General features: G+C 71.5%; 27 protein-coding genes, 1 tRNA gene and 1 pseudogene. 15 read left to right on the forward strand and 14 right to left on the reverse strand.

What is annotated here, in order from left to right:
- Window positions 1-112 precede the first annotated feature (112 nt).
- Both AC5L3Z_RS17700 and AC5L3Z_RS17705 read right to left on the reverse strand, forming a co-directional pair.
- Window positions 113-820 carry a hypothetical protein gene (locus tag AC5L3Z_RS17700; protein WP_494843363.1) on the reverse strand — a complete coding sequence of 236 codons (708 nt, stop codon included), beginning with the start codon at window positions 818-820 and terminating at the stop codon, window positions 113-115.
- A gap of 59 nt (window positions 821-879) precedes the next feature.
- Window positions 880-1,554, reverse strand: coding sequence for a DUF6368 family protein (locus AC5L3Z_RS17705; protein ID WP_494843364.1), 675 nt, complete (start codon window positions 1,552-1,554; stop codon window positions 880-882).
- 238 nt (window positions 1,555-1,792) lie between these two features.
- Here AC5L3Z_RS17705 and AC5L3Z_RS17710 point away from each other — a divergent pair, with 238 nt between their 5' ends.
- A complete protein-coding gene (locus AC5L3Z_RS17710; RefSeq protein ID WP_494843366.1) occupies window positions 1,793-2,314 on the forward strand; it encodes a GNAT family N-acetyltransferase in 522 nt (173 codons plus the stop codon).
- Between the two features lie 53 nt (window positions 2,315-2,367).
- Here AC5L3Z_RS17710 and AC5L3Z_RS17715 read toward each other — a convergent pair whose 3' ends face one another.
- Window positions 2,368-2,562, reverse strand: coding sequence for a helix-hairpin-helix domain-containing protein (locus AC5L3Z_RS17715; RefSeq protein WP_494843368.1), 195 nt, complete (start codon window positions 2,560-2,562; stop codon window positions 2,368-2,370).
- A 567-nt stretch (window positions 2,563-3,129) separates the two neighbouring features.
- Here AC5L3Z_RS17715 and AC5L3Z_RS17720 point away from each other — a divergent pair.
- The 3 genes from AC5L3Z_RS17720 (at window position 3,130) to AC5L3Z_RS17730 (ending at window position 4,914) form a co-directional block, all read left to right on the forward strand.
- Window positions 3,130-3,369, forward strand: a complete 240-nt coding sequence (locus tag AC5L3Z_RS17720) for a hypothetical protein (protein ID WP_494843370.1) — start codon at window positions 3,130-3,132, stop codon at window positions 3,367-3,369.
- 72 nt (window positions 3,370-3,441) lie between these two features.
- Window positions 3,442-3,771, forward strand: coding sequence for a hypothetical protein (locus AC5L3Z_RS17725; RefSeq protein WP_494843372.1), 330 nt, complete (start codon window positions 3,442-3,444; stop codon window positions 3,769-3,771).
- A gap of 153 nt (window positions 3,772-3,924) precedes the next feature.
- Window positions 3,925-4,914: a hypothetical protein gene (locus tag AC5L3Z_RS17730; RefSeq protein ID WP_494843374.1), complete on the forward strand. Its 990-nt coding sequence runs from the start codon at window positions 3,925-3,927 to the stop codon at window positions 4,912-4,914.
- A 319-nt stretch (window positions 4,915-5,233) separates the two neighbouring features.
- Here the strand turns inward: AC5L3Z_RS17730 and AC5L3Z_RS17735 are convergent, their stop codons facing one another.
- Window positions 5,234-6,328 carry a hypothetical protein gene (locus tag AC5L3Z_RS17735; protein WP_494843376.1) on the reverse strand — a complete coding sequence of 365 codons (1,095 nt, stop codon included), beginning with the start codon at window positions 6,326-6,328 and terminating at the stop codon, window positions 5,234-5,236.
- A gap of 274 nt (window positions 6,329-6,602) precedes the next feature.
- Here AC5L3Z_RS17735 and AC5L3Z_RS17740 point away from each other — a divergent pair.
- Window positions 6,603-7,463, forward strand: a pseudogene (locus AC5L3Z_RS17740) (tyrosine-type recombinase/integrase); the annotation flags it as partial.
- Window positions 7,464-7,490: 27 nt separating this feature from the next.
- Here the strand turns inward: AC5L3Z_RS17740 and AC5L3Z_RS17745 are convergent.
- The gene (locus AC5L3Z_RS17745; protein ID WP_494843378.1) at window positions 7,491-8,102 is read right to left on the reverse strand and encodes a hypothetical protein; all 612 of its coding nucleotides are present in this window, start codon (window positions 8,100-8,102) and stop codon (window positions 7,491-7,493) included.
- 228 nt (window positions 8,103-8,330) lie between these two features.
- Between AC5L3Z_RS17745 and AC5L3Z_RS17750 the strand changes: the two genes are divergently transcribed.
- Window positions 8,331-9,191 (forward strand): class I SAM-dependent methyltransferase, encoded by an 861-nt coding sequence (locus AC5L3Z_RS17750; protein WP_494843380.1) that lies wholly within the window; start codon window positions 8,331-8,333, stop codon window positions 9,189-9,191.
- Window positions 9,192-9,363: 172 nt separating this feature from the next.
- Here AC5L3Z_RS17750 and AC5L3Z_RS17755 read toward each other — a convergent pair.
- Window positions 9,364-9,438: transfer RNA gene (locus AC5L3Z_RS17755), tRNA-Val, on the reverse strand.
- Window positions 9,439-9,532: 94 nt separating this feature from the next.
- Window positions 9,533-10,108 carry a TIGR02611 family protein gene (locus AC5L3Z_RS17760; protein WP_494843382.1) on the reverse strand — a complete coding sequence of 192 codons (576 nt, stop codon included), beginning with the start codon at window positions 10,106-10,108 and terminating at the stop codon, window positions 9,533-9,535.
- Between the two features lie 294 nt (window positions 10,109-10,402).
- Here AC5L3Z_RS17760 and AC5L3Z_RS17765 point away from each other — a divergent pair, with 294 nt between their 5' ends.
- On the forward strand, window positions 10,403-10,834 hold the full coding sequence (locus tag AC5L3Z_RS17765) for an SsgA family sporulation/cell division regulator (RefSeq protein ID WP_007457244.1): 432 nt from the start codon (window positions 10,403-10,405) through the stop codon (window positions 10,832-10,834).
- 104 nt (window positions 10,835-10,938) lie between these two features.
- Here AC5L3Z_RS17765 and AC5L3Z_RS17770 read toward each other — a convergent pair whose 3' ends face one another.
- On the reverse strand, window positions 10,939-11,715 hold the full coding sequence (locus AC5L3Z_RS17770) for an SDR family oxidoreductase (RefSeq protein ID WP_494843385.1): 777 nt from the start codon (window positions 11,713-11,715) through the stop codon (window positions 10,939-10,941).
- 162 nt (window positions 11,716-11,877) lie between these two features.
- On the opposite strand from AC5L3Z_RS17770, the gene AC5L3Z_RS17775 reads away from it, so the two are divergent.
- From AC5L3Z_RS17775 to AC5L3Z_RS17790, 4 genes are all read left to right on the forward strand, one after another.
- The gene (locus AC5L3Z_RS17775; protein WP_494843386.1) at window positions 11,878-12,795 is read left to right on the forward strand and encodes a helix-turn-helix transcriptional regulator; all 918 of its coding nucleotides are present in this window, start codon (window positions 11,878-11,880) and stop codon (window positions 12,793-12,795) included.
- Window positions 12,796-12,802: 7 nt separating this feature from the next.
- Complete coding sequence (locus AC5L3Z_RS17780) at window positions 12,803-13,258, forward strand: RrF2 family transcriptional regulator (RefSeq protein WP_494843387.1); 456 nt, start codon at window positions 12,803-12,805, stop codon at window positions 13,256-13,258.
- A 159-nt stretch (window positions 13,259-13,417) separates the two neighbouring features.
- Window positions 13,418-13,597, forward strand: coding sequence for a DUF4236 domain-containing protein (locus tag AC5L3Z_RS17785; protein ID WP_208569874.1), 180 nt, complete (start codon window positions 13,418-13,420; stop codon window positions 13,595-13,597).
- Window positions 13,598-13,723: 126 nt separating this feature from the next.
- Window positions 13,724-14,242: a potassium channel family protein gene (locus AC5L3Z_RS17790; protein WP_494843389.1), complete on the forward strand. Its 519-nt coding sequence runs from the start codon at window positions 13,724-13,726 to the stop codon at window positions 14,240-14,242.
- Here AC5L3Z_RS17790 and AC5L3Z_RS17795 read toward each other — a convergent pair.
- Together AC5L3Z_RS17795 and AC5L3Z_RS17800 are read right to left on the reverse strand one after the other, a co-directional pair.
- The gene (locus AC5L3Z_RS17795) at window positions 14,202-15,107 is read right to left on the reverse strand and encodes a hypothetical protein (protein ID WP_494843390.1); all 906 of its coding nucleotides are present in this window, start codon (window positions 15,105-15,107) and stop codon (window positions 14,202-14,204) included. The two genes, AC5L3Z_RS17790 and AC5L3Z_RS17795, sit on opposite strands and share 41 nt — an antisense overlap.
- Before the next feature lie 25 nt (window positions 15,108-15,132).
- Window positions 15,133-15,654 carry a VOC family protein gene (locus tag AC5L3Z_RS17800; protein ID WP_494843391.1) on the reverse strand — a complete coding sequence of 174 codons (522 nt, stop codon included), beginning with the start codon at window positions 15,652-15,654 and terminating at the stop codon, window positions 15,133-15,135.
- Between the two features lie 57 nt (window positions 15,655-15,711).
- Here AC5L3Z_RS17800 and AC5L3Z_RS17805 point away from each other — a divergent pair, with 57 nt between their 5' ends.
- The 3 genes from AC5L3Z_RS17805 (at window position 15,712) to AC5L3Z_RS17815 (ending at window position 20,232) form a co-directional block, all read left to right on the forward strand.
- Window positions 15,712-16,164 (forward strand): MarR family winged helix-turn-helix transcriptional regulator, encoded by a 453-nt coding sequence (locus tag AC5L3Z_RS17805; protein WP_494843393.1) that lies wholly within the window; start codon window positions 15,712-15,714, stop codon window positions 16,162-16,164.
- Between the two features lie 57 nt (window positions 16,165-16,221).
- Complete coding sequence (locus tag AC5L3Z_RS17810; RefSeq protein WP_494843394.1) at window positions 16,222-17,739, forward strand: tetratricopeptide repeat protein; 1,518 nt, start codon at window positions 16,222-16,224, stop codon at window positions 17,737-17,739.
- 138 nt (window positions 17,740-17,877) lie between these two features.
- Window positions 17,878-20,232: a HelD family protein gene (locus tag AC5L3Z_RS17815; protein WP_494843395.1), complete on the forward strand. Its 2,355-nt coding sequence runs from the start codon at window positions 17,878-17,880 to the stop codon at window positions 20,230-20,232.
- Window positions 20,233-20,299: 67 nt separating this feature from the next.
- On the opposite strand, the gene AC5L3Z_RS17820 is transcribed toward AC5L3Z_RS17815, so the two are convergent.
- Complete coding sequence (locus AC5L3Z_RS17820; RefSeq protein WP_494843397.1) at window positions 20,300-20,719, reverse strand: hypothetical protein; 420 nt, start codon at window positions 20,717-20,719, stop codon at window positions 20,300-20,302.
- Between the two features lie 265 nt (window positions 20,720-20,984).
- Here AC5L3Z_RS17820 and AC5L3Z_RS17825 point away from each other — a divergent pair, with 265 nt between their 5' ends.
- On the forward strand, window positions 20,985-21,362 hold the full coding sequence (locus AC5L3Z_RS17825; RefSeq protein WP_494843398.1) for a hypothetical protein: 378 nt from the start codon (window positions 20,985-20,987) through the stop codon (window positions 21,360-21,362).
- A gap of 88 nt (window positions 21,363-21,450) precedes the next feature.
- Here AC5L3Z_RS17825 and AC5L3Z_RS17830 read toward each other — a convergent pair whose 3' ends face one another.
- From AC5L3Z_RS17830 to AC5L3Z_RS17840, 3 genes are all read right to left on the reverse strand, one after another.
- A complete protein-coding gene (locus AC5L3Z_RS17830) occupies window positions 21,451-22,380 on the reverse strand; it encodes a sporulation protein (protein ID WP_494843399.1) in 930 nt (309 codons plus the stop codon).
- A gap of 98 nt (window positions 22,381-22,478) precedes the next feature.
- Window positions 22,479-23,282 carry a hypothetical protein gene (locus AC5L3Z_RS17835; protein WP_494843400.1) on the reverse strand — a complete coding sequence of 268 codons (804 nt, stop codon included), beginning with the start codon at window positions 23,280-23,282 and terminating at the stop codon, window positions 22,479-22,481.
- A gap of 98 nt (window positions 23,283-23,380) precedes the next feature.
- Window positions 23,381-24,157 (reverse strand): DeoR/GlpR family DNA-binding transcription regulator, encoded by a 777-nt coding sequence (locus tag AC5L3Z_RS17840; protein ID WP_494843401.1) that lies wholly within the window; start codon window positions 24,155-24,157, stop codon window positions 23,381-23,383.
- Window positions 24,158-24,191 lie beyond the last annotated feature (34 nt).

The raw sequence follows: 24,191 nt of genomic DNA on the forward strand, positions 1-24,191 counted from the left end.
CGCGAAACACCCACAACTCGGACGATTGGCTCATCCGGCACAGCGTGTGAGCATCTCGACCATGCAACGGAGGATCACCATGCGTCGCATCTCCAAGCCCCTCACGTCCGTGTCAGTGGTGGTGCTCACGGCCGCCGTCGCCGTGGGCTGCTTCTTCCAGGTCTTCTGACCCCGGCCCCGACCCTTCCAGCGGGTCACGACTGGGATCGGTCAGAGCGTCCCAGTCCTCCGCGCTCATCGGGAACGGCCCCCAGTACGGCAGGTAGAAGGCCCGCCGCGACGGATCGGCAACCGTGAACGGGGTGAACTGCGGGTCCGCGATCAGCCGGTGGACGAACTCGGCGGTCGACATGTCGAACCGGTGCCACGGGTCACCGCCCTCCGTCCGGGCGACCACAGGCCACCGGTCGGATTCGGTCGAGCGGTCCGCGAGCCAGTAGTACTCCCCCTCCCTCTGGTCGCCACCCCACTGGATCAGTCCCGGCCCTTCGCCGAGCCCGTACATGTCATAGGGGGCCCACAACCCCGAGGACCCGTGCTCGTGCGCGTACTGCCGGCAAAAGGCCCACGTCCGGAGCAGCGGCTGGGCGTTGTGATCGTCGGTCGGCCGCAGCAGGTCCAGGTACCCGTAGAAGGCCCCGGGCACGAAGCGCCGACACAGCTCCTTGAAGTCGGTCGGCAGCGCGACGCCGAGCCCGGCCTCCACCTGTTCCCAGTCGGCTTCCGCGGGATCCTGGCGCCACCCGGTCACCTCGACGATTCGGTCGATCCAGGGCAGATGATCATCCATGGCCGGCAAGGTAACAGCGTGGGCGGACATCTCCCGCTCATCCTCGCCCGGCTTCCCCGGGCCACGGACGCCCCGACAACCGGACGCACTCACTTGACGACGTGAAAGTGGGGGTGAGCGATCCAGGCGGCCATCGCCGCCGCGTCGAGATGGACGGCATCGTCGACCCTTACGCAGCGGCCCGCACCTCCGAGGTGGCGGAGCAGGTCCGCCGTGGGCGGGTCGTGGAACTCGACGAACACCCAGCCGTCGGTCCGCCGCGCCACTCGCTGAGCCATCCGAGCCAGGACAGGTCGGCCAGTTGGGTCGCTGACGAAAATGTGCAGCCCGATGGCGCAGCGCATCGTCGCCCCGGTGGCTCGCTCGACGAGTCGCAGCTCCTCCGGATCGATCTCGACGCCCGGCGAGTGGATGTCATAGCCGTAGGGCAGTCCGTCGGCGGAGTACCAGTAGCTCGGGTCGCGCTCATACCGGGTCAGCCCCTCAGCGGTCATCTCCTCGACCACGATCGGCTCGATGCGCTCAGCGGTGTGGGGGCTCAGCACCCCCAACGCCGTTCCACCCATGGGCAAGGAGTAGACAGCATCACCCTCGCTGTCGCCACACATGGCGCAGCGGAAATTCGCCTCCCGCTTGCGGCTGGGACCGAGCAGGAGGATGCCGGCGGCGTTCGCGGCGGCGGCTGGGCAACCCTCCGCACGGTACGTTGTGATTGCGCTCAATGAATCGGCCCCTCGTGGCAGGCACGGAAGCGCTACGGTCATGAGGACGAAGGGTGCGTGAGGGAATGAGACGGATCATGTCGGTCGCCCTGACGACGATCGTTTGTCTCGCGCTGACAGGCTGTCCGCAGGGCGGGACCAGTGACGGCGCCTGCGAGTCCCCGCCGGCAGGAACATCGCCCCCGCCCTGCGACGACCACCGGGAAGCCCCGGCGTAACAAGGGACGGTCCGCGGTCGGCCTCGGGTAGTGGCTCGCTGTCATCCCGCGATGATGACCGGATGGACGACCTCAGCATCCGAGACCGGAAACCAGCGGACCTGCAACGTTGCCTCCCGGTCCTCGCCGACGTGCATCGGCTCGACCGCTACCCGCTGAACTGGCCCGCCGACCCACACCGGTGGCTGTCTCCGGACAACGCCCTGCACGCCTGGATCGCCGAGGCAGGACCCAGCACCCTGGTCGGCCACGTCGCCGTCCACCGCGCCGGCTCCGCGACAGACCCGGCCTCAGCGACCATCGCCGAGGTCAGCCGGCTGTTCGTCGCCCCGGCCGCCCGCCGCCACAACGTGGCAACCATGCTCTTGCACCACACCCGCCAATGGGCCGCCGAGCACCAACTCGGCCTCACTCTGCAGATCGTCGACCATCCCCGGTCAGCCGCCGCCATCGCCCTGTACGAGCGCAGCGGCTGGCAGCACACCCACACCACCACCGCCGCCTGGACCAGCCCTGACGGCCGACCCGTACGTCTGCGCCGCTACACCCTCATGGACAACGTGCCTCCGAACCCGAGCGCATGATCCTCCAGTCGGACGTGTCAACCACGTTCGGAGACTGATCTGTCACGCACGTCCTATCCCAGACTCAGGTTGTGCTGCTCCAGCGCACTCTGAATGATCCCGAGCGCTTTCGGGCCCATGCCATGCAGCTTGGCCAGCTCGGCACGCGGCACCCCTGCCAGGTCGCGCAGCGTGAAGTAGCCGGCGTTGTTCAGGGCACGCGTCGCTGGCGCACTGGTCTTCGGCAGGGTGTCGAGGGAAGAACTCACGCCTCGGATCCTAAGCGGATGGGTATCTGCGAGCCCCGCGATCACGGCTGTCCGCGCCAGCCGAAGGGCTGTCGACGGCCGGCAGGGCAAGGGCAGTCCACGTTGCGAACCCAGTCGTCCGGCAGCCATCGCCCCATCGGTAGCTCTCCACCCGAGGGACCTGGGACAGGCGAACTGCCGGCGGTAGCGTGGCTCGTGTGCCGGAGAGCCACATGACGTACGGCCTCGAACATGTCCGAGTGTTGGAGTTCGACGAGTCCGTGCGCGAGACGCCCGGAATGTACTTCGGGGTGGCGCGGAAGAATCCGGAGCTCGCGACGCGGGTGCTCTGCGCCGTGCTGAGTCACGCCCTCCATCCGGCCACCGCGGTAGCTCCAGCGCACATGCCACGGGTCACCGCTGAGGTCTTCACCGATCTCGCCTTCTCGGTGGCGGACGATCAGTCCGCTCCCTGGAACGGGAAGGGCGTGCCTCAGTTGAGTTACCACGGCTCGCTGCTCGGCCCCGAGAGATGGCTCAGTGCCGCAGCGGCAGCCCTGAGCATGCGGACCACCGTGGAGTTGTGGCATGACGGCCACGGTTCGCCAGGAACTCGCCGGCCTTCGGCCCGTCAGCGCGCCCGAGAGGTTCGACGGCCCAGCCGGCAGGGGCACCCGTGTCACCTTCGAACTCGACCGGGACTACTTCGATCCGGCCGCAGCCATCACCACTGATCTGGCGTCCCTGGACCTGCATGGTCCCGACTGCCACGCAGATGCCCTGGCGTCGGAGCACGTGACGATTCACGACCTGCGGGACCCGGCGTAAGGTCCTGCGCGACGGTTCGCGTACGCACGGCCTGCCAGCTCGGACCCGCGGTGGGGCCGACAGGCCGTCACCGTGGAGGTGTGGGAGCCCCGGCCCGACGACGGCGCCTCCCCGCCTGGCTGGGCCTTCGCCCACACCGCCCGCCTGGAGTGCCCCAGCGGGCAGCTGGTTCTCAGTGACAGCACGGGGTCGGGCTTCGACGGCATCGACCCGCCGCAGGGACCCGGGGCCTACCACGTCTCGGTGTACCACCGGGGGCGGGAGCATGCTCAGAGGGCGCAGCGGACCATCCTCGCAGCGATGCGCGACGGGAACACCAACCGACAGGTCAACGACCTCGAACAGCAGAGCGCCGGGATCGAGCAGTACCTGATCAGGCTCTCCCGGCAGGCGCCGGCCTGAGGGTCGTAGGCCAAATCTTGGCAGGATGGCCCCGTGCTCCTCACCCCTCGTCTCCTGGCATCCTTTCGCGTACCGGCGAACGCCCCGCGCGTACCCGATTTCCCCCAGACCGCAGACACGCCCGCCGTCCAGCGGTGGCCGCATCGCCGCCTCGTGGTGATCCGCCGGGACGACGAGCTGTTGGCGTACGACCTTGGCCGGCTCCTCGCCGGTGACGACGCCCCCGCCGCCCGGTTCCCGGCGCCATGGCCGCGCGGGGCGGGCGGGCGTGATGCCGTGAGTCCCACCCTCGACCTGGCGGTCTTCAGCGGTCAGCACGCGCTGCACGCGGTCGACGCAGCCGGCAGGCTGCGCTGGCGGGTGCGGCACTCATGCTGGGCCTCGTCCTGCTTGTCAATCCACCACTCCTACACCGAATACGCGGGCAGCGACGGGCACCGCCACCCCGATCGGGGCTCCTGCTGGATCAGCGCGGACGGCTCCACGGTGTGGGCTCACGTACGTACCCCGCTGCCGGGTGACGTCGAGCCGGAGTACGACGAGGAGTGGCTCGTGCTCGACGCCGTCGACGGTCGCGTCCTGGGGCGGGCCTCGACCGGCACCGCGGCCGCCGGCTCCCACCACATCCCTCACCCGGACCCGGGCCAGATGGGCCTCAGCGTCGGCGAAGGCCAGGACGGTGCGCCGCTGCGGTGGGGCCGGTGGGACGGCACTCGGCTCACCGTCGACCGCCTCGGTGACGACGACCGCTGCCTCGTCGATGTCAGCCCCTGCGGGAGGCGGTTCCTGACCATCGCTCACTCAGGGAGGCAGCCGGCGATCCATCGTCTTCCCGACGGCGCGGTGGTGCACGAGGTCGCCGCGGACCACCGGCTTCCACCGCACCCTGAGGCGCCGTCGGACGCCGAGGAGGAGCACTTCTGGGGGTACGAGTGCGGCTTCGTCGACGAGGGCAGGGTCATCGCGAGCACCAGGCAGAGGTACGGGCACCCGCGGCACTGGCTGATCGACACGGCGCGAGGCGAGGTGCTCGGCCAGGTGGAGTACCCGATGCCCGTATCGGAGGACCCGATGGCGCTCGGCGACGGCACCTGGCTCACCTCCGGCGAGGACCCCTTCCGGCTTCTGCTGTGGGGTCCCTGACCTGGCATGGGTGGCGTCGATGATGCCGAGGTCACGGGCGACCGACCACCGCAGGCGCGATGAGTATGGGTGGTGGCCACCCCACAGCCACCACCCACGACTGTTCCTGCAGGTCAGCGCAGACTCGGGACCTCGTCACGAGTGACGACGTAGCTCTCCCACCTTGCCGGCGGTGGCGGCCGAGGGTCGGCTGTCGTGCCCAGCCGATGCCGCGACGCATGCCCGCCTGGAGTAAGTCGGTGGTTCGGATTCGGGCGATCCGGCTACGTTTCGCTGCCTTCTCGCTGCTTCCTGCCCCGGCAGCGAAGTGCTGCTTGGGCTAGCCGTCGAACCGTTCCCAGGTGAAGCCTGGGTCGCGCAGCGGTCGGAGTGCCGACCGGTGTCGGCTCCCGGCGTATACCTCTACTGAGCCGTCGGGGGAGGTCGCGGTTGCGACGACGAGGCCGGGAGCGACGTAGTGCTGGGTCGGGTCTCCCGGCCATCGCATGGGTTGCAGAGGAACCTGGCGCAGCGATTCGATCAGCCGCTGCGCCTGTTCGGCCATGACCGTCGCATGGCCGCCGAAGGGACTGGAATATGACGCCTCGGAGAGGAGGAACTGGAGCAGGTAGGCGCTCAGAGGCTCCCGCTCATGTTCCGCGTGAAGTCCGCTGTACTGGACCCTCGGGTCTGCCTCGGTCGGATCTAGCAACATCACGAAGACGCCCTGGTTCTCCGCCCCGAACTGCACCAGCCCGTCGTCCTCGTCCTCCAACTCGTCGGCGGTGTAGATCTGGTTGTGCAACCCGTACACCTCTTCACGGCCGGCTGCCACCCGGTAGAAGGCAAGCAACGGTTCGGGAAGCGGCCGGTCCAGGTCTTCAAGCGCATCGTCGCCGCGTGGGATGTCGGCGTACCAACCGACCACGAACTCTCGCATCGCGGCGACAGGGTCACGGGGCAGGAACCGTAGCCAGTCGAGGCTGGGAAGCGGATGCTGTGGTGTGGGCCGCACGCGGTCGAGAACATCGAACGGCAGACGGTCCACGATGTGCAGCTGGCAGAACGAAAGTCTGCCGGGCAGACGGTACGGAAACGGGCTGTCCTCCGCTATGTCGCCCGGCCTGTGACGGCTGACTGCAAGTCGCAATTCACCTAGCGACATGTATCCCTGCGGCAGGCGAACGAATCCGAGGCGCGGAAGTCCGGAGCTGGCCAGCCGTGCTTCCAGGCCCTCGGGGAAGGGCTCGTGCAGTGTCAGCTCGTCGAGGTTCTGCACTGCGCTGCCGTCGGGCCGGTCCCCGGCTTGAACAATGACCACCGTCGCCGACGGCCCGACCACGTAGGTGACGTCGCCCGCCGGTAGCGCCTGCGCTTGCGCGCCGGCACACGACAGCACCTCGCCTTCCTTCACCACAGACCACGGCTCAGACACGCGACAAGGCTAGGGGATCTCTACGCCGATTGGTGTCCAGCGCCGTCCCGGACCAGGAGCGAGACGACAGGCCCTGGCCCTGACAGCCAGCCTTCCGCGGTAGATCCCTCGCTTGTAAGTTCTGGGCACTTCGTCCTGCCGCGTCCTGCCGCGTCGCCCACCTCGAACGACCGTCTGGCCAAGTGTGCTGCTGGCTGGTGGCGTCCCCGCTCGTTGCTGTCACCGTTGCTGTCGGCAGCCTCCCCCGTCCCGTTCGTTGCGGCAGCGGCGATCAACCTGGATCAACCAGGTGGCCCGCACCTGCCAGTGCTGCGCCCAGGGCAAGGACGCCGCCCGGCCGAAGCACAAGCGGAGCTGCTGCGCGGTCGGCCGCTGCTGCCAGGCCGTCCCATCGACGCGCACGGTCAGCGACATCCGCGCCGCGCTGCGGGCCGCCCTCACCCACGCCCAGGCCGAAGACCTCATCGCCAAGAACCCGGCCGCGCCGGTCACCCCCGCCACCGTCCGCCGACGGCGGGGCAAGTCCTGGTCGAGCGACGAGGCCCGCAAGTTCCTCGATTCGGCCCGAGCCGACGAGGACCCGCTTTACGCCGCCTACGCCCTGGTCCTTGTCACCGGCCTACGCAAGGGCGAAGCCCTCGGACTCACCTGGGCAGACGTCGACCTCAACGCCGGAAAGTTGACCATCGGCCGCCAACTGCAACGGGTGCGCGGGCAGCCTTCTCCGCGACACCAAGACCCAGGCATCCGACGCCACACTCCCTCTGCCCGACATCTGCCTGACGGCGCTCAAGCTCCGAAGCGAACAGCGCGGCGAGGCACGAGCAGCAGCCGGTGAGGCATGGCAGGGAAATGGCCCCCTATTCACCACCCGCTATGGCACACCCATCGAGCCGCGCAACTTCCAGCGCTCCTGGCAGACCCGGTGCGAGAAGGCCGGTGTCCGGCCGATCACCATCCACGACGCGCGGCGAACTTGTGCCACCCCCTTGCGGACCTCGACGTCCATCCGAGAGTCGCCATGCAGGTCCTCCGGCACGCCCGCTTCTCCGTGACGATGGAGATCTACACGCAGGTCTCATCAAAGGCGACGCGCGAAGCCCTCAAGCGCCTCGGCGACTCGCTCCGCATCTGACCCACACGGGCAGAGACGGGTACTGGTTCAGTTCTCGCGGTTCGGGTCGCCGAGAGCCTCCCACTCCTCAGGGGTGCTGGGAAATGGCTGCCAGTACGGCAGGTAGAACGGTCGCCACGTCGGAGTGACCATCGAAAACGACTCCAACTCCGGGTCCGCGAGCATGCGGTAGACGAACTCCGTCATGGACATGTCGTACCGGTGCCACGGTTCTGGCGGGTCGTGCCGAGCGACCACGGGCCACCGATCAGACTCCACCAAGCGGTCCGCCAGCCAGAAGTACTGACCCCCGGACGAGTCGTGACCCCATTCGATCAGCCCGGACCCCTTGTCGGGCCCGTACAGCTCGTACGGGTCGTACGCGCGCGCGGCGAAGTCCTCTTGCTCGCTCAACCAACGCCGCATGGAGGCCCACCACCCGAGCAGCGACGTCGAGTCGTGATCGGTGGTCGGCCGCAGTAGGCCAAGGACCCCCATGAACAGGCCCGGCGCGAACCGCCGGCACAACTCCTTGAAGTCGCTAGGCAGCGTGACGCCGAGCTCGGCCTCCGCCTGCTCCCAGCCGGCACCGCCCTCAGGCTCATGGCGCCACCCGGTCACGTCGATGATCCGGTCGATCCACGTCAGCTGATCATTCACGGCCGGCAAGGTAACAGCACGGGCGGACATCACCTCGCCTGGTCGTCACCCGCCCGCTGACCATTGCTGTGTGGCACGACTGCTGTACTTCGCTGCTGTACTGCTGGCATCAAATCAGCCGCTGGACGCGGACCTTGGGGCGCTCGTTCCGCAGGTAGTCCGGATCTTGGCCCGCTATCGCTGTGTGACGGGCCAGTGCGGTGCTCGGGCCGGCATTATCGTGACGCGATGACGACCGACAGGTGGGCACAGTGGTTGTTGACGCGCCGAGACGGCGGAAGCGCCACCCTGCGCGCCCGGTACGCCTCAGACCTGGCGTGGTTCCGCGACGGCGTCCTCGACCGAGCCGATCTGAAACCCGATGACGTCCTCCTCGACGTCGGATGCGGAACCGGATTAATTGGGTTTGGTGCGCTCGACCGTCTCGGCCCGGACGGCCGTGTCATCTTCAGCGACGTGTCGCAGGACCTGCTCGACCAGTGCCGGCGGATCGCCGACGGCGATGAGCGGTGCAGCTTCGTACGGTCGCCGGCCGAGGACCTTGCCGGCGTTGCGGATGCCTCCGTCGACGTCGTCACCACCCGGTCAGTACTCATCTACTCCGACCGCAAAGCCACCGCGTTCGCGGAGTTCTTCCGAGTGCTGCGGCCAGACGGAAGGCTCTCCCTCTTCGAGCCCATCAACCGCTTCCTGCTGCAGCACCGCCCCGACGAATTGTTCGGCTTGGGCGGCTCCCCCGTCGACGACCTGGTCGCCAAGGTCCGCAACGTGTACCGGGGACGCACACAGCCGATGGTCGACTTCGACGAGCGCGACCTCATGACTTGGGCAGAGACTTCGGGCTTCGAGGCGGTGGAGCTGGACTACCGCGCCCAGCTCGACGTACCCGCCGAGCCGATCAGCGACTGGGACGCGCTCAAGCGGGTCGCCCCCAACCCCCTGGTCCCGACGTATGGCGAAGCCATCGCCGCCGCGCTGACCAACGACGAGCGCGAGCGCCTCGACGCGCACATGGCTGCCCTGGCAGCTGCCAGGACGCCTACCCGCCGCACTGCAGCCATAGCGTTCCTACGCGCGCTGCGGCCCTGAGGTCCAGGTCCGGGATTGTCCGCTCCTGCTCGCCGGTTTGGCTGCCTGCTTGCTGAGCGGGACCGCTGGGTGTTGAAGTCCTTGCTGCCTTCTCGCTGCCTCGGAGGAATGACTGATCCTCAGATACGAGTCAAGGCCCCTCGATTGAGGGGCCTTGAGCTTGCCATATTCATGGTGGGCGATACTGGGATCGAACCAGTGACCTCTTCGGTGTGAACGAAGCGCTCTCCCGCTGAGCTAATCGCCCTCAGCGACGATGACTCTACCTGATCGTGGGACCGGACCGGAAATCCGGGGTCCGCGTGCCGCGGGCGACCCCGGCTCACCCGATGATCGGCAGCTCAGTTGGTGGCCAGGTAGTGCAGCAGCCGCGCCACGAGGTCGATGCCGAGGCTGTACTTGAGCGACAGCCAGACCACGACCGCGACGAAGACCAGGCCCACCGCCCCGAGCACGAACCGGACGGGCAGTGACCGGGAGGTCACCCATCGGGTCCAGGCGTGGACGTGTCGCCGGGTGAAGGCGAGCAGCCGTCGCGCCCAGTGGAACTCGACCGCCCAGATGGCGAGCCCGCCGATGACGATCAGCCAGCCCGGCCCGGGGAGCGGGATGAGGGCGATACCGACGGTGACGACGAGGGCGCCGGCGATGGCGATGAAGATCTTGAGCGCGATCCGGCCGGTGGGGTTCGCCCGGATGAGTTCGAGGGTGGTCCGGACCCGTCCGCGCCACCCGGTGACGCGCCGCTCGGCCAGCGCGGTGCCGCCGGCGGCAGCACGGGGGCCACGGCCATGGGGGGCGTCCCCCGACGCCGGCCGTCCGTCCCGTTCGTGTCGCTCCATCGGCACCCCGTACCCCCGCCTTTCGGCTGCTAGGACCCCTACTTTCGGTGATTCGGTCGCCCTCGACGCATCCATTGAGGAACGGTTGGTGACCATTTCACCCCCCAGTGTCGTCCCGGCCCGTCACTACTGCAGACCACTGGACGTTACCGGAGTAAGTCGACGACTGAACCACCCGACTTCGGGCGGGCCCCCGCACTGGGCAGAACCGGAAATCCTACAAGAATTCTCACATTCTCGCGGCGTTTCCGACCCCCTTCCCACCACTGGGTGAAGTCAGCGTATGGCGGAGCGTAGCCAGAGGTAGCACCTGAGTATGGGAAAAGCGGGACACGCGCGTTCCGCAGCGGTGCCGGGGGGAGAACGTCCATGAGTGTCATCCGACCGACGACCGTAGAGGTCGAGACGTCGCTAAGGCTCGTCGCACCTGACGCCACCGCCTTGCCGGTGCGTGCCAGCCTGCGCTACGACCCTGCTGACCCGTATGCGGTCCATGTCCTGTTCCACGCCGAATCCGCCGGCGGCGAGGCCGTGAGCTGGTCCTTCGCCCGCGAACTGCTGGTCACGGGCCTCGACGAGCCGGCCGGCATCGGCGACGTCCGGGTCTGGCCCTGGGCCACCCCGCGCGGCGACTTCGTCGCGCTCGCGCTGTCGTCGCCCGACGGCAACGCTCTCTTCGAGGTGCCGCGCAGCGTCCTGGTGCGCTTCCTGCGGCGGACCTACGTCGTCGTCCCGCGCGGCCGCGAGGCCGAGCACCTGGACGTCGACACGGCGGTGAACCGGCTGCTCGCCGGTCGCTGACCAGACCGAACCGGGGCCGCGCGGATCTGCCGAGTCCGCGCGGCTCCGGCTACACGATCAGGTACGCCCGAAACCGTGCGCCCCGCACCATTCCCCGGGGGCGCTCAGCCGTGCGTGGTGATGCCGCCGTCCACCGGGATCACCGCGCCGGTGAGGTACGCCCCCGCCCGGGAGGACAGGTAGATCGCCGTGCCGGCCATGTCCTCGGGCCGACCGATCCGCCCCAGCGGCACCCGCTGCTCGATCGCCGCCCGGGAGGTCGGGTCGTCCAGCGCGAACGCCATCATCCTGCTCTCGAACGGGCCCGGGGCGATCGCGTTCACCGTGATGTGCTCGCCGGCCAGCTGGTGGGCGAGGCTGCGGGTCAGCATGTGCACGGCCGCCTTGGTCGCGGAGTACGCGTACACCTCCATGAACGGCACCCGGAGCCCGTCGACCGAGCCGATGTTGATCACGCGGGCCGGGTCGTCGGGGCTGGCCGCGGCGCGCAGCGCCGGCAGCAGCGCGGTGGTGAGCCGGAAGACCGCCTTGACGTTGACCGCCCAGAGCTTGTCGAAGGCGCTCTCCGGGTACGCCTCCAGCGGCGCACCCCAGGTCGCCCCGGCGTTGTTGACCAGCACGTCGAGCCGGTCGGTGCGCGCGCGGACGGCGGCGGCCAGCCCCTCGGCGCCCGCGTCGTCGGCCAGGTCGGCGGGGATCGCCTCGCAGCGCCCCTCGGCGGAGAGCTCCTGGGCCACCGATTCGCACACGTCGGCCTTCCGGGAAGAGATGATCACGTGGGCGCCGGCCCGGACGAATCCTCGCGCGATCATCAGCCCGATCCCCCGGGAACCGCCGGTGACCAGCACCGTCTTGCCGTCGACCGCGAACAGGTCCGTCATGCCCATCTCCTCGCCGCGCCGGCTGCCTACCGCTCGGTAACCTAGCCCGGCCCCGACGGCCGGACAACCCTGGAGCGACGCCGGGCCGCGGGCCACCGGGGGTGGCGGCGGAGTACCTCGCCCAGGATGCGACCGCCCGCCCCGCCGGTTACCGTCGACGGGATGGTCCCTTCCGGTCAGCTCTCCCCGGCCCGTAACGATTTGCCCTGGTCCGAGATCACCCTGCTGGAGCTCGGCGACCTCGCCCCCGAACCCGGGTGGCGCCGGCCGGTCCTGCTCGACGCGGACCTGCTCGTCCTGGTGACCGGCGGCCACGGCACCGCCGAGCTGGACTTCCGGCCCCTGCCCTGCCGCCCCGGCACGCTGCTGCGCGTCCACCCCGGGCAGGTGCTGCGCCGCACCACGCCGCTCGACGCGACGGTGGTGCGCTGGCACGCCGACGCGCTGCGCGGCCTGGACGTCGACCCGGACGCCGTCCCGGCCCACCACCAGCTCGCCGGCGAGGACGAGGACGCGGTGATCAACGAGGTCAGCCAGCTGGCGGTGGACACCCGCCGGCACCGTGACGACCCGGCCGCCCGCGGCCTGCTCCGCCACCAGCTCGCCGTGCTCCTGCTCCGGCTGGCCCTGCTCCCGCGCGGCGCCCGGAGCGGGCAGGGTGCGCCCGGCGACGCGGACGCCCCGCAGCGGGCCGAGCTGGCCACCTTCCACCGGCTCTGCCGGGAGATCGAGCGCGGCTACCAGCACACCCGCCGGGTCGAGGACTACGCCGCCCGGTTGGGCTGCTCGGTGCGGACCCTGACCCGGGCCTGCCTGGCGGTGACCGGGCGCAGCGCCAAGCAGGTGGTGGACGAGCGGGTCGCGCTCCAGGCCAGCCGGCTGCTCGCCGCCACCGACGAGCCGGTGGCCCGGATCGGACGCCGGCTGGGCTTTCCCGAGCCGACGAACTTCGGCCGCTTCTTCACCCGGGAGGTCGGGATGAGCCCGGGCGCGTTCCGGGCCGCCCGGGACCAGCCGCCCGCGCGGATCGTCCGGCCGCGCCGGCCCACCGACGTCCCGGTGCGTGACGGCCGGGCATGATGGCGGGGTGCAGATCTCCGCGCGCGGCGAGTACGCGGTACGGGCGGCCCTGAGCCTGGCCACCGCGTACCCGTCGCTGCTCTCCACCCAGGCGATCGCCACCGAGCAGGACATGCCCCGCAAGTTCCTGGAGGCCGTCCTGGCCGACCTGCGCCGGGCCGGGATCGTCCGGGCCCAACGGGGCGCGGAGGGCGGCTACACCCTGGCCCGGCCGCCCCGCGAGGTCACCGTCGGGGCGATCCTGCGCGCCGTGGAGGGTCCGCTGGCCGGCGTGCGCGGCCTGCGCCCGGAGGAGACCCGCTACGACGGCGCGGCGGAGAACCTGCCCCGGCTCTGGGTCGCCGTGCGGGCCGCCGTCCGGCAGGTCCTCGACGAGGTGAGCCTGGCCGAGGTGGTCAGCGGCCGGATGCCGGCGCACGTGCGGAAGCTGACCGCTCTGCCGGACGCCTGGGAACCCCGCTGATAGACCGTGGGCGTCGTTCGTCGTCCGGCGGCACTTCCCGGCAGGGGCCACGCTGGCACCGTCCACTACGGAACCGGCGCAGGTTTCGTGATTTGCCCGTCCGGGCATGTTCGGGATCGAGACAGCAGGGCATTACCGGGAACGCGAAGGGAGCCCACGATGGGTCTGATGTTCCGCAAGCGCAAGAAGTACGGGCCGATCATCCTGAACTTCACCGAGAACGGCTTCTCCTCGTGGAGCATCAAGATCGGTCGCTGGTCCTGGAACTCGAAGGCCAAGGCGCACCGGGTCGACCTGCCGGGGCCGCTCTCCTGGAAGCAGGACAAGTCCCGGGCATGACGTCCCGAGGTCGAGCGGGGTGCCGGTGATTCACCGGCACCCCGCTCGACGTTCCGCCGGCCGTACGACGGGCCCCGGTTCGCCGTTTCCGGCCTGGCCGCGGCGTCCCCGTCGGACAATCGCCGCATGGGCGGCAACCGACGGGACCGACGGCACGCGCTGGTGGTGGCGGCACTGCTGCTTCTCGCCTACTTCCTGGTGCCGGTCCAGGCCGACCCGGACACCACCCGCCTGGTGCTGCGCTCCACCGCCGCCGCGCTCCTGGTGGCCACCGTCGCGCTGCTGGTCACCCGGCAGGTACGCCGGCAGCTCACCGCCGCCGCGCCGCGCGGCGAGTCCGAGGTCCGCTCGCTGATCCGGCTCTCCGTCGCCCTGTTCGCGGGGCTGCTGACCTTCGCGCTCGCCGACTACGTCGTCGCGATGAGCCGGCCCGACGAGTTCGCCAACCTGGACACCCGGATCGACGCGCTCTACTTCGCCCTGGCCACCCTCACCACCATCGGCTACGGCGACGTGCACCCGCAGGGGCAGGTCGCCCGGCTGGTGGTCTGCGCGCAGATGGCCTTCAGCATCGGGGTGATCGCCACCGGCGCGTCCATCGTGGTCAGGCAGTTGACCGAGCGTCCGGGGCAGGGCCGGGGCTGATCGTCACGTCGCCGCCGAGCCGGCCGTGCTCCGGGTCGCGGCGCACCGCGCCGGCCTGGAGCAGGGTGTCGAGGGTCCGGACGGTGTCGGCGGCCCGGTAGACGGTCGCGGTCAGGGTGTGCCGGCGCAACTCGGTGACCGTCCGGGGGCCGGACCGGTGGAGCTCGGCGAGCAGTTCGCGGCGCAGCGGCCCCGGCTCGGGGTGCAGGGCGATCTCCAGCAGCCCCCCGGCCGGGTCGGCCGGGTCGCGGTAGCGCACCCCGGCGAACTCGTCGGCCTCCCAGAGCGCGTCCTTGAACGCCTCCAGGCTCTTGTCCAGTCCGGTGCCGAACGCCAGCAGCCGGGCCGGCGAGCCGTCGGCGGGGACCAGCTCCACCTCGGTGACGAGCGGGAAACCGGCCGCCGTCAGCGCCGGGCGCAGCGTCGCCGGGGCGGGCCCGGTGACCAGCAGCTCGGCCGGGCGGCCACCGGCCGCGGCGGCCAGCACGGCGGGGTCGGGCAGGACGCCGTCGACCAGGGTCAGCAGTGGCGCGCCGGCGGCCCCGGCGGCCTTCAGGGTGACCGGCAGCCGGCTCGGGTCGCCGGGCACCACGTGCACGGCGACGTCGGCGGGCAGGGTCGCCTCGACCGCGCCGAGCCGGGCGGTCAGCTCCGGTCCCCCGCCGGCCAGCACCAGCACGGTCAGCCGCCGGCCGCGCAGCCGGTCGGCGAACTCGGCCACCACCCGCAGGGCCGCCTCGGCGGTGCCGGGGTCGCCGGCGTACGCCAGCGCGAGGGTGGCCCGCCGGGAACGGTGCATCGCCCCCGGCAACCAGTGGTCGAGCTGGCGGACGAGCAGCTCACGCAGGACGGCGTCGGTCGACATCCTGCCGTTCTACCCTATGGCCGGCTCAGGCCGGGACGGAGATCCCCACCCCGCCGCGGGTCTGGCCGCCGTAGCGCCGGCGCTCCCGGTCCAGGTCGAGCCGGCCGATCCGCTTGCGGGCGCTCAACGCGGCGTCGTCGAGCAGGTCGGCCGGGACGAGCCAGACGATCTCGAACTCCAGCCCGTCGGGGTCGTGCCCGTAGAGGCTCTTGGTGGTGCCGTGGTCGGAGGTGCCGACCAGGGCGCCCGCGGCGGCCAGCCGGTCGGCGGTGGCGGCCAGCTCGTCCAGGGTGTCCACCTCCCAGGCCAGGTGGTAGAGGCCGACGGTGGCCCGGCCGGCCTGCGACCGCCCGGCCGCCGCGCCGATCTCGAAGAGGCCGAGGTCGTGGTCGTTGGTGGAGTCGGGCGCCTGGAGGAAGGTGGCGCCGCGGAAGCCGTCCGGGGTCATCGCGACCGGGCGGAAGCCCAGCACGTCCCGGTAGAAGGCGACGCTGCGGTCGAGGTCGGCGACGTAGAGCACGGCGTGGTTCAGGCGGTGGATACCCATGGGTCGAGGCTAGCGCGGCTTTGTTGAGCATTCAACCACATGTCGTATGATGTGTTCATGACCCGGTGGCTGGACCCTGACGAGCAGCGGACCTGGCGGGCCTTCCTCACCGCCTCCCGGGCGCTGATGGAGACCCTCGACCGCGAACTGCAACGCGACGCGGGGATTCCGCACGCCTACTACGAGATCCTGGTCCGCCTCTCCGAGGCACCGGGCCGGCAGCTGCGGATGAGCGAGCTGGCCGAGACGACCGGCTCCTCGCGGAGCCGGCTCTCGCACGCCGTCGCCCGACTGGAGACCGCCGGCTGGATCCGCCGGGAGGAGTGCCCGACCGACCGGCGCGGCCAGGTCGCCGTGCTCACCGACGCCGGCTTCGACGCCCTCGCCGCCGCCGCGCCCGGCCACGTCGAAGGGGTACGCCGTCACCTCTTCGACGCCCTCACCCCCGCCCAGGTCGACCAGCTGCGCCGGATCAGCGAGAGCCTCACCGACCACCTGACCGCTTCTTGACCAACTTGCGCCCGGGCAAGGGTTGTACTTACCGTCGCCGGGTGAGCACGATGGGGCGTGTCCTCCGGCTTCGGTGAACTGACTGTCCAGGCGCACCACCTGGTGTCCGCGGGCGACCTGGCCGGCGCCCAGCGGCTGCTCTCCGACGCGCTGACCGACGCCGACCCCCGCCCGGACCACGCCTCGCCCGAGCTGGCCGACGCCGCCGGGCTCCAGGCGCGGGTGCTGGTGGCGCTCGGCGAGCCGCACTCCGCGCGCGGCTGGGCGGCCTTCGCGTACTCGGCGGCGAGCCGGCTCCACGGCCGCTCCGACGAGCGGACCATCTCGGCGGCGGCGACCCTCGCGGCGGTGCTGCACCGGGTCGGCAGCGACGCGCGCGCGGCCCGGCTCTACTCCGAGGTGATCCTGGAGCTGACCGCCCGGGACGGTCCGGAGTCACTGCGGGTGCTCGCCGCGCACGCCGACCTGGCCACCGTGGAGTACGCCCGCGGCCAGTGCGGGCAGGCCCGGGAACGCCTCCAGGACGCCTGGGAGCTGCACCGGGAGGTCTACGGCGACGGGCAGCCCAGCGGCATCAAGATGCTGGCCCGGCTCGGGGCCATGCAGCGTGACTGTGGCCGCTTCACCGAGGGGCACGACAACCTCGCGCTCGCCCGCGAGCTCGCCGCGGCGTACCTCACCCCCGACGACCCGCTGGCCCGTCAGGTCGCCGCGCTGGCCCGGGCCGCCGCCGACCCCGACCACGTCTGCCCCGACGAGGAGCCGCCGGCGCCGGAGGTACCGGTGGTGCCGGCCGCCCGGACCCCGCCGTGGTCGGAGGGGCCGCCCGACCCGACGGTCTGGCCGGTGACCCTGCCCGACGAGACGTACCCGCCGACGGTGCCCGGGCAGCGGCTCCCCCCGGACGACGGCGCGTTCCCGGACGACCCGCGGGAGGGCCGGTGGCCGCCCGAGCCCGCCCCCGACGCCGACCGACCGCCGCACGACCCGGTCCCCCCGTCCGTGGTCGGGCTGGCCGGCGGGTACGCCGAGGAGGCCGACGGGGTGCGTCGGGTGGATCCCGGCCCGGACCGGTCCCGCCTGCTGCCGGTGGTGGTGCCCGGGCACCACGCGCCGCCGCCGCGCCGGTTCCCGGGCACGCCGGCGGTGGTCGCCGGGGTGGCCGTGGTGCTGCTGGGCACCGCCGCGGTGGTGGCCGGAGTGTCTCAGGTGGACGGCGACGACGGCCCTCCCGCGGCGCAGCCGCCGACCGCCGCCACGGCCTCGGCACCGCCGGCCTCCCCCACCGTGGCGGCGGCCCCGCCGGGGACCGCGCCGGGCGCGGTCAAGCTGCGGGACCGCCGGGACAACATCGCGCTGGACTGGACGTACCCGGCGGGCGCCGAGGGGCCGGTGGTCATCTCCGGTGGCCGGGCCGGCCAGGATCCGCGTGCCTTCCGGGAGCTGCCGGCCGGGACGACCAGCTTCGTGGTCTACGGGCTGGACCGCGCCACCGACTACTGCTTCACCGTGGCCGTGGTCTGGAACACCGACACCGTGGCCAAGGCCCGCGAGGTCTGCACCCGCCGCGGCTGAGGGCCGTCGGCGCTGAGGGCCGGCCAACGCGCGGCGCGTAGGGGCGGCGGGGCCGTGGCGTGGGAGTGTGACGTGGTCACGGGGCTTGGTGCGGTGGCCCGCCGCACGGTATCTTTCTCAGTTCAGACACAAAAAGGAATGGCTGATCGCAGCCATTCCTGGCGCAATAATAATCGACAAGGAGACGGCTTGTCAACGCAATCCGGCGGTTCCGGGGAGCTGGAGCGGCACGAGGACGAGATCGGCCGTGAGCAGGAGTACGTCTCCATGCTCTACGACCGGCTGGACGGCATGCGCGAGCAGGCCGCCCGACGGCTCGCCGAGGAGCTGCGCACCACCGGCGGCACGTTGCAGGCCCGGTCCCAGCGCGACAGCTCCGTACGGATGTACGCCGACCAGGTCGAGCAGTTCTCCGCGGTCGAGAACGGCCTGGCTTTCGGCCGCCTCGACGACGCCGACGGCGCCCGGCACTACATCGGCCGGATCGGGATCTTCGAGACCAGCGGCGACTACGACCCGCTGCTGATGGACTGGCGGGCCCCCGCCGCCCGGGCGTTCTACCTCGCCACCGCCGCCAACCCGCAGGGCGTACGCCGTCGCCGGCACCTGCGGACCCGGCAGCGGAAGGTCACCGGGCTCAACGACGAGATGCTCGACATCGCCGCCGCCTCCCCCACCGCCCACGAGGAGCTGACCGGCGAGGCGTCACTGCTCGCGGCGCTCAACGCCGGGCGGACCGGGCGGATGCGCGACATCGTGGAGACCATCCAGGCCGAGCAGGACCGGATCATCCGCGCCGACCTGCCGGGCGTCATGGTGGTGCAGGGCGGTCCGGGCACCGGCAAGACCGCGGTGGCGCTGCACCGGGCGGCGTACCTGCTCTACACCCACCGCCAGCAGCTCTCCACCCGCGGCGTCCTGCTGGTCGGGCCGAACGCGACGTTCCTGCGCTACATCTCCCAGGTGCTCCCGGCGCTGGCCGAGACGGGCGTGCTGCTGCGTACCCCCGGCGACCTCTTCCCCGGGGTGAGCGCGCGGCGGGCCGAGCCGGCCGAGGTCGCGGCGCTCAAGGGGCGGGCGGTGCTGGCCGAGGTGCTCGCCGCCGCCGTCCGCGACCGGCAGTGGGTGCCCGACGAGGCGCTGGAGATCGAACTGCCGCAGCAGGAGATCCTCCGGCTGGAACCCGAGACCGTCCGGGCGGCCCGCGACCGGGTCCGCCGCGCCGACCGGCCGCACAACCTGGCCCGGGCGCTCTTCGACGTCGAGATCGTGCACGCGCTCGCCGGCCAGGTCGCCGAGCGGATCGGCGCCGACCCGCTGGGCGGGGAGAACCTGCTCGACGAGGCGGACCTCGCCGAGATCCGCCGCGAACTGCGGGAGGAGCCCGAGGTCAAGGCCGCGCTCGACCGGCTCTGGCCGGTGCTCACCCCGCAGCGGCTGCTGGCCGACCTGTACGCCTGCACCGACCGGATCGCCGCCGCCGCGCCGATGCTCACCGGGGCGGAGCGGGCGCTGCTGCACCGCGAGCCGGGCGGCGGCTGGACACCGGCCGACGTGCCGCTGCTCGACGAGGCCGCCGAGCTGCTCGGCGAGGACGAGCGGGCCGCCGCCGCCCGCCGCGAACGCATCCGCTCCTTCCAGCGCGAGTACGCCGAGGGCGTCCTGGAGATCGCCCGCGGTTCCCGCTCGATCGACGTGGAGGACGAGGCGGACGGCGGCGAGATCCTCGGCGTCACCGACCTGATCGACGCCGACCGGCTGCTGGAACGGCAGGAGGAGGCCGACCGGCTGACCACCGCCCAGCGGGCCGCCGCCGACCGGAGCTGGGCGTTCGGGCACGTCATCGTCGACGAGGCGCAGGAGCTGTCCCCGATGGCGTGGCGGCTGCTGATGCGGCGCTGCCCGAGCCGCTCGATGACCATCGTCGGGGACGTGGCGCAGACCGGCGCGCTCTCCGGCACCCCGTCCTGGGGTGAGGCGCTGGAGCCGTACGTGGCGCGGCGCTGGCGGCTGGAGGAGCTGACCGTGAGCTACCGCACCCCGGCGGAGATCATGGCGGTCGCCGCCGACGTGCTCGCCGAGATCGATCCGGCGCTCCGCCCGCCGCGCTCGGTACGCGCCAGCGGCGTGCCGCCGTGGGACCGTACGGTCGCCGCCGGGCGGCTCGCCGGGGAGCTGGTCGAGGCGACGACGCGGGAGGCCGCCGGGCTGGCCGACGGCCGGCTCGGGGTGATCGTCCCGGCCGGCCGGATCGACGAGCTGGCCGGCGCGGTGGTCGCCGCGCTGCCCGAGGCGGCCGTCGGCGAGCAGCCCGAACTGGAGAACCGGGTGGTGGTGCTCACCGTCGGCCAGGCCAAGGGCCTGGAGTTCGACTCGGTGCTGGTGGTCGACCCCGACGGCATCGTCGCGGAGTCCCCGCGCGGGCGCAGCGACCTCTACGTCGCCCTCACCCGCGCCACCCAGCGCCTGGGCATCCTCCGCCCCGCCCGCTGACCCGCCCGACACGGGAAGTGGTGGCCTCCCCGGGAGGCCACCACTTCCGCGGTCGTCGCGCGGCGGGTCAGCCCGGATTCGCCTTGTCGTTGGTGAAGTTGCCGACCTGGCTGCCGGTGGCGGACTTGTCGCTGGTGGAGCCGCCGGCCGGGGTGCTCAGGCCGCTGGTGGTGGCGTCACCGGTGGTGGTCGGGGCCACGTCGGGGTGCCGGTCCGGCTGTCTGGCCACCCGTCGCACGCTCGCCGGGCCGGCGGTGCCACCGGTCGTGGTGACCGCACCCTGCCCCCGGGTCGGGCCGCCGTCGCGCAGCACCTCCGCGGCGATCGGCGAGTCGGCCGGATCGTCCGGGTCCAGCTCCTGGATCACCCGCAGCTCGTCCGTCTGCGGCACGGTCACCTCGTCCAGGGCGCCCTCGCCGTACACGCCGGCGGTGAGCCGTTCCTCGGCCTTGCGGGTGGACTGTCGCATCGGATCGTTCTCAGGCACGTTCATCACCTCGCAGAACTGGCGGTAATCCACTGCCTGCCCGCTGAGCCGACGGACAAACCGGCAGCGCCGACGTACCCCGGCGGTGGCACCGCGCCCGCGGCCCCGCCACCGGCGCCGATCCGGCCGGGATCCGGTGTTAGCTGCTCGGAGCCCCCGGGTAACCCCCTCGTGCCCCCGCCACAGCAGGCGAACCGTGCCGTGGCCGATACGCGGTGACGGGGCGAGGGAGTGCAGGTACTCATCAAATCCTGAGGAGGACCAGATGAGCACGCAGGCTGCATCCACCAGGCCGATCAACCGGCCGATGCAGGACGTCTCCAACCGGACGGCCGTCAACGAGACCACCCGTCCGATGCCGGCGATGCACGACGGGCATCGCGATCAGCCGATGCAGGCGCCGGGTACGGAGACCAAGCCGTCGTTCGCGACGACCGAATTCTGGGTCTACGTCGCCGGTGTGATCGGTATCCTCGCCGCGTCGTACCTGGTCGGGAAGAACTCCGTCGGGGTGGACATCTTCCGCGCCCCGCAGGCCTGGTTCTTCATCACGCTGCTGACCATCGGCTACATGGGTAGCCGCGGTCTGGCCAAGGCCGGGAGCAACTTCCGCAGCGGTGACGAGCGCAAGGCCCGCCACTGACCGTACGAGATCAGTTCCTGAGTACATCGGCCCCCGGGACAGCTGTCCCGGGGGCCGACGTCGTCAGCGGGTCACTCTCGTCAGCGGGTCACTCGAAGTCGCCACCGAAGTCGCCCTCGAAGGCGTCCTCGATCAGCTCACCGGCGACCATCCCGCCGGCCACGCCGAGGGCCGCGCCGGCGACCATCCCGCCCATGCCGTGGCCCCGGCCGTGGTGGCCGTGGCCGGCGGCGCGCAGGCCGCCGTAACGGGAGGTGGTCTCGCGCAGCCAGCCGTCGACGACCTGCGCCCAGTCGACCCGGTCGGCGTCGGCGTGCGAGACGGTGTAACGGCCGAAGGCGTCGTGCCCGGGGCTGAGGAAGCCGCCGCGCTTGTCGCACTCCAGGATCACCTCGACGCCGTGCGGGCTGGTCACGAAGGTCAGCTCGACCTCGGTGGCGCTCTGCGCGTACTGCGGCGCGGCGAAGAACTCGATCTCCTGGTAGAACGGCAGCGTCTGCTGGGTGCCGCGGATGTGGCCGCGCTCCAGGTCGGCGTGCTTGAACCGGAAGCCGAGCCGCTGGAACGCCTCCAGGATCCGCTCGTGCACCGGCAGCGGGTGGATGTTGACCTGATCGAGGTCGCTCTTGTCGACGGCGCGGGCGATCGCCAGCTCGGTGCGCAGCCCCATCGTCATGCCGTGCAGGCGCTGGCCGTAGACGTCGGTGATCGGCGTCTCCCACGGCACCGGGAGCTGGAACGGGATGGCGAGCTGCTGCTTCGGCGCCAGCTGGAGCGGGCCGCTGACCGTCATCCGCTGGAACTCCATGATGCCGGCGTACTCGGTGTCGCCGCCCTCGATCTCGACCCGGGTGACCAGCCCGACGGTCACCTGCTCGATGTTGGCGGGGGCGTCCCCGCCGAGCAGGTTGACCTGACCGTCGAGGGTCAGGCCGGGCCGGGTGTTCGGGTTGGCCAGCACCGTGTCGACGCTGGGCCCGCCCACGCCGAACGCGCTCAGCATCTTCTTGAACACCATCACAACTCCCGCTTCACGGACGCGCGCTGCACAGTTGAGCGCGCACAGCTACGGACGGCACGGTAACCCGAACGGCTGTGAAGTGCCTGGGAGGCACGTCAGCGCAGACCCTCCTCTTGGAGCTCGGTCTCCAGCGCCGGTTCGCCCTGGTCGCTGGGGGTGAGCTTGATCCGGGCGGTCTTGATGTCGTCCTTCCGCTTGGCGTAGCAGTGCTGCGGCAGAGGCTGGCCGACGGGCACGGTAGCGATTTCGGGGAACTCCTCGCAGCGAAGGTCGGACCAGCCCGTGGCGCCGGACCCGTAACGTCGGTCGACGAGCGCGAGCAGGCCGGCCCGGGTCACCACCGTCTGCTTGGCCGACGCCCTCCACTCGAAGACCCCACTGCCCTTGTCGGTGAGGTCGACCTCGTAGTCGACGGGCTGGCCGGCGAAGGTGACCGTGCAGTCGAGGTTCGGCGGGATGCCGACCTTGACGGTGCCCTCGCACCTGCTCGTCATCGGCTCACGCACCCCCGCCGAGGCCAGCACCCACGTCTCCAGGTCGTACCGGATCTGCGGGTCGACCCCGGTGCCCGGGATGAAGCCGTTCGGTCGCTTCCAGGTGGGCTTGAGGTCGACGGGAACCGACGACGCCGGCACCGGCTGACCCAGGCCCTCCCAGTCGTCCTCATTGATCAGGTTGGTCACGAACTGGCCAACCCCGCACAGGCCGAGGCAGAGGGCGACCACCACCAGCACGCCGATCACCACCCGCCGCTTCCCCGGACCCCGGGCGGGCTGCGGCGGCGTCCCGGTCGGCGGGCCGGCGGTCAGCGGCGGTCCGACCGGTGGGCCGTCCAGATGCTGCCCGGGAACCGGCTCCGGTCCGCCCGACCCAGCCGGCCACTGCTGGTTCGTCGTCATGTCTCCCCCGTACGTCGGCGAACGGCAGGAGCATAGCCATTTGCCACACCGACCGTTGTCCATCGACGGTGATGCACACCACAGTGGAGGGACCCGACTCAGTCCGCCTCGACGACCACCAGCTCGCCGACCTGCTCGCCGATCTGCCGGCGCCCGTCCGGCGGCAGCTTCGCGTCGGTGATCAGCACGTCCGCCTCCTCCAGCGGTGCGATGGTCGCGATGCCGATCGTCTCCCACTTGGTGTGGTCGGCCAGCACCACCAGGCGCCGGGCCGCCCCGATCAGCCGTCGGTTGACCGCCGCCTCCAGCAGGTTCGGCGTGGTGAAGCCGGTGCGCGGGCTCATTCCGTGCACCCCGAGGAAGAGCAGGTCGACGTTGAGGGCGGCGATCGCCGCCTCGGCCACCGGCCCGGTCAGCGCGTCCGACGGGGTACGGATGCCGCCGGTCAGCACGACGGTCTGGTCCGCGCGCGGGTTCTGGTAGAGCGCGTCGGCGACCGGGATCGAGTTGGTGACCACGGTCAGCCCCCGCACGTCGGCCAGGAGCGTGGCAAGCGCGGCGGTGGTGGTGCCGGCGGAGAGCGCGACCGCCATGCCCGGCTCGACCATCGCCGCCGCCCGCTCGGCGATGGCCCGCTTCTCCCCCCGCTGCCGGATCGACTTGGCGGCGAACCCGGGCTCCTCGGCTGAGCCGGGCCCGGCGAGGGTCGCCCCGCCGTGCACCTTGTCGACCAGCCCCCGTTCGGCGAGCACCTCCAGGTCCCGCCGGATGGTCATGTCGGAGACCCCGAACCGGCTGACCAGGTGGCTGACCCGCACGCCGCCGCGCTGCCGGATCAGCTCCAGGATGGCGCTCTGCCGTTGCTGGGCCAGCATCAGACCTCCTGCTCCACGGGACGGACGGGCAAAC

Source organism: Micromonospora sp. LZ37, from assembly GCF_059359015.1.

What these genes read in the sequence shown, in the direction of transcription:
- AC5L3Z_RS17705 (WP_494843364.1), bottom strand. Translation starts at nt 1,554, where the DNA reads ATGACCGTAGCGCTTCCGTGCCTGCCACGAGGGGCCGATTCATTGAGC.
- AC5L3Z_RS17790 (WP_494843389.1), top strand. Translation starts at nt 13,724, where the DNA reads ATGGGCGGCAACCGACGGGACCGACGGCACGCGCTGGTGGTGGCGGCA.
- AC5L3Z_RS17700 (WP_494843363.1), bottom strand. Translation starts at nt 820, where the DNA reads ATGTCCGCCCACGCTGTTACCTTGCCGGCCATGGATGATCATCTGCCC.
- AC5L3Z_RS17760 (WP_494843382.1), bottom strand. Translation starts at nt 10,108, where the DNA reads ATGGATGCGTCGAGGGCGACCGAATCACCGAAAGTAGGGGTCCTAGCA.
- AC5L3Z_RS17775 (WP_494843386.1), top strand. Translation starts at nt 11,878, where the DNA reads ATGGTCCCTTCCGGTCAGCTCTCCCCGGCCCGTAACGATTTGCCCTGG.
- AC5L3Z_RS17770 (WP_494843385.1), bottom strand. Translation starts at nt 11,715, where the DNA reads ATGACGGACCTGTTCGCGGTCGACGGCAAGACGGTGCTGGTCACCGGC.
- AC5L3Z_RS17800 (WP_494843391.1), bottom strand. Translation starts at nt 15,654, where the DNA reads ATGGGTATCCACCGCCTGAACCACGCCGTGCTCTACGTCGCCGACCTC.
- AC5L3Z_RS17840 (WP_494843401.1), bottom strand. Translation starts at nt 24,157, where the DNA reads ATGCTGGCCCAGCAACGGCAGAGCGCCATCCTGGAGCTGATCCGGCAG.
- AC5L3Z_RS17825 (WP_494843398.1), top strand. Translation starts at nt 20,985, where the DNA reads ATGAGCACGCAGGCTGCATCCACCAGGCCGATCAACCGGCCGATGCAG.
- AC5L3Z_RS17750 (WP_494843380.1), top strand. Translation starts at nt 8,331, where the DNA reads ATGACGACCGACAGGTGGGCACAGTGGTTGTTGACGCGCCGAGACGGC.
- AC5L3Z_RS17765 (WP_007457244.1), top strand. Translation starts at nt 10,403, where the DNA reads ATGAGTGTCATCCGACCGACGACCGTAGAGGTCGAGACGTCGCTAAGG.
- AC5L3Z_RS17785 (WP_208569874.1), top strand. Translation starts at nt 13,418, where the DNA reads ATGGGTCTGATGTTCCGCAAGCGCAAGAAGTACGGGCCGATCATCCTG.
- AC5L3Z_RS17795 (WP_494843390.1), bottom strand. Translation starts at nt 15,107, where the DNA reads ATGTCGACCGACGCCGTCCTGCGTGAGCTGCTCGTCCGCCAGCTCGAC.
- AC5L3Z_RS17720 (WP_494843370.1), top strand. Translation starts at nt 3,130, where the DNA reads ATGACGGCCACGGTTCGCCAGGAACTCGCCGGCCTTCGGCCCGTCAGC.
- AC5L3Z_RS17805 (WP_494843393.1), top strand. Translation starts at nt 15,712, where the DNA reads ATGACCCGGTGGCTGGACCCTGACGAGCAGCGGACCTGGCGGGCCTTC.
- AC5L3Z_RS17830 (WP_494843399.1), bottom strand. Translation starts at nt 22,380, where the DNA reads ATGGTGTTCAAGAAGATGCTGAGCGCGTTCGGCGTGGGCGGGCCCAGC.
- AC5L3Z_RS17835 (WP_494843400.1), bottom strand. Translation starts at nt 23,282, where the DNA reads ATGACGACGAACCAGCAGTGGCCGGCTGGGTCGGGCGGACCGGAGCCG.
- AC5L3Z_RS17710 (WP_494843366.1), top strand. Translation starts at nt 1,793, where the DNA reads ATGGACGACCTCAGCATCCGAGACCGGAAACCAGCGGACCTGCAACGT.
- AC5L3Z_RS17815 (WP_494843395.1), top strand. Translation starts at nt 17,878, where the DNA reads ATGGCTGATCGCAGCCATTCCTGGCGCAATAATAATCGACAAGGAGAC.